3 protein-coding genes are annotated in these 2686 nt (G+C 36.4%); 2 read left to right on the top strand and 1 reads right to left on the bottom strand.

Going from position 1 to position 2686, the window contains the following annotated elements:
- A partial coding sequence (locus ACPK8D_RS11740; protein WP_424718042.1) for a DUF6951 family protein occupies positions 1-270 on the top strand: 270 nt, incomplete at its 5' end.
- Positions 271-491: 221 nt separating this feature from the next.
- Entirely contained in the window at positions 492-1589 is a 1098-nt protein-coding gene (locus tag ACPK8D_RS11735) for an acyltransferase family protein (protein WP_424718041.1), read from the top strand.
- Positions 1590-2027: 438 nt separating this feature from the next.
- On the opposite strand, the gene ACPK8D_RS11730 is transcribed toward ACPK8D_RS11735, so the two are convergent.
- A partial coding sequence (locus ACPK8D_RS11730; protein WP_424718040.1) for an arsenite methyltransferase occupies positions 2028-2686 on the bottom strand: 659 nt, incomplete at its 5' end.

Here is a 2686-nt window from a genome sequence, read left to right as displayed (position 1 = left end):
CATGGAAGCAAAAAGGGAAATAAAATTATTATTGACATCGAAACTCCGTGTGAAAAGATAAAGAAATTCTCTCATATGGAAGTTCCCATGACAGAAATTCTGGACATCAAGAACAACTATGTGATTGATAAAGCACAGGAAGCAAATTGCTCCTCAAACTGCCTGGTACCCTGTGCAGTACTCAATCTCTGCAGATTAGAGAGTGGCTTCCTTGCAAGATCTCTGGCAAAAAAAGCAGAAAGACTCAGTATCGAATTCAAGGATGTCTAAAGTTTTATGCATAGAGCCGATTTCAAACGTCTATGATTTTGGTTGTCCTCGATTATAAGAATAGATTAAAACCGAAATAAAAGACTTAAAAATTAAATAAAAAAATGATTATAAATATCATGCAATGAAGATAAAGTAAAACCGGATCAAGTGCAAGATCGCTCAAGCCCTGATAAGTAAGTATACAGAGAAAATGACAACATACAGGACTATAGATTAATATGAGACTTAACTGGATTGATGCTTTAAAAGGTATTGGGATCATGCTTGTGGTACTTGGGCACCATAGTTTACCTGCAGCGCTAGATACCTATATATTTTCTTTTCACATGCCGCTTTTCTTTTTTATTTCCGGATTTCTTTTTGATTTCGGAAAATACTCAAAATCGGGAGCAAATTTTGTAAAGGGGAAATTCAGGTCTCTTCTTCTACCTTACTTCTTTTTTGCATTTTTAACCTGCCTGTTTTACTGCTTACTGGATACCGTATATCAGCCAAAAGTTACAAATATTGAATTTTGTGAAGACAATGCCCTTTATAGGATTTACTCCATCCTTTATGCACTTGGTCCATTAATCTCTTACAATCCACCTCTTTGGTTCCTGCCTTGCCTTTTTGTGACCGAGCTTCTTTTTTACGGATTTGCGAAGAAGTACTATTTGGAGCCGAAAAAACTTGTATTCTGGCTTATTGTGATTGGGATTCTAGGTTACCTTTATGCGATGTATGTACCCTTCAGGTTGCTCTGGAATGCTGATGTGGCCCTCACTGCCGTAGTCTTTTATGGAGCAGGTAATCTATTTAGAAAATTCCTTAGTTTAGAAGGAAAATCCAGGTCTGGTTCAATTCTGGAATCAGATTCGAGATTTATCCAAAGTATCTTTGGACATAATAATATTTTTAATGGATTTCTTATTCTTCTAAATATTTTATATATAGGATATCTCTTCGGATTTCCAACAACTGAAATTATGAATATGAATATATTGGAATATGGAAACTTTTTTTCATATTACTTCCTGGCTTTCTCAGGGACTTTTGCCTTTGTATATCTGTTTAAACAGATAGGGAGTTCAAGGATACTGGAGTATTATGGGAGAAACAGTATTATCGTGCTTGCGCTTCATTTTCCCATTAAAGATATCCTAACGAAACTGGCAGTTTTAACATTCGGACTTGATATTGAGCATTTATCCTATAATGCTCCTTTCGCCCTTATTTTAACAGCACTAAATCTTCTACTTATGGTACCTATAATCATTCTCATCAACAATTATTTCCCCTTCCTCCTGGGAAAAAAGAGATCTTGTCTGAGCTGAAAATTTAGATTTCTTTTTAGTAAACTGTAAATTTTTATTCTTTTTATTTTATTGAAGTTGTTTCTTAGTTGTTATATTCTGAGATGATTTCACATATTCAAGGATTTCCAACATTTCAATCTTTGATACAATAGCAGGCAGCCCAAATGGATTAAAAGTTGAAGAAATTTTCATTTCATCACGGTTCTGGAGAATGGACATAAATAAGAAAGCAATTTGAAGTTGCAGCATGATAGTGAATCATTTGTACCTTAATATAGCTGTAATGTAGAAATTTCAAGAAGCGAAATTATTTCGGGATAAAACATTTACCTGAAAATACAAAAAAGAAAATGTCCTAGTATAAGAAAAAAGTAGAACACGGGGTACACCTGTTAGATTTTAAATTTTAAGGTGCAAGCCATGGCTTAAAAACGCGAGAAACCTTCCTTGCTTCCATTACTTCCAGGCTTTAAGCTTCAAACTCTCTGCAGGCAATCCACTATACTGCCTTTTGCTTATATCCAGATCTTCATTCAAAATCTCAACTGAAAATCCAGCTTCTTTTAAAAGCCTGAGATACTCTTCTTTAAGTAAGGCACCTGCAAGGCACCCTGTCAGCAGATCTTTGTCATTTTTTAAGTCTTCCGGAAGCTCAGCCAGAAGCACCATATCTGAGATATACATTGTGCCACCTGGTTTTAGAACCCGAAATGCTTCCTTAAAAACCTTTTCTTTATCTGGAGCCAGATTAATTACGCAATTACTGATAATAACATCCACTGAGTTGCTTTCAACAGGAAGAGCTTCGATATCTCCCAGACGAAACTCGACATTTGAATAACCATACTTCAAAGCGTTGGCCTGTGCCTTTTCAATCATAGCCTGGGTCATATCAACTCCTATAACCTTCCCTGAGTTTCCTACCTTCTGTGCAGCAAGGAAACAGTCAAACCCTGCACCTGAGCCGAGATCCAGAACAATGTCGCTTGATTTTAATTCTGCAAAAGCTGTCGGGTTGCCGCACCCAAGACCCAGATTCGCATCCGGAGCAGCTTTAAGATCATTTTCAGAATAGCCAATAGATTTTGACAGATCTGTCGCACTTGAATCTCCGC

This window comes from Methanosarcina sp. (assembly GCF_049706645.1).
GTDB lineage: Archaea > Halobacteriota > Methanosarcinia > Methanosarcinales > Methanosarcinaceae > Methanosarcina.
This window is presented reverse-complemented; position numbering and strand designations above follow the sequence as displayed.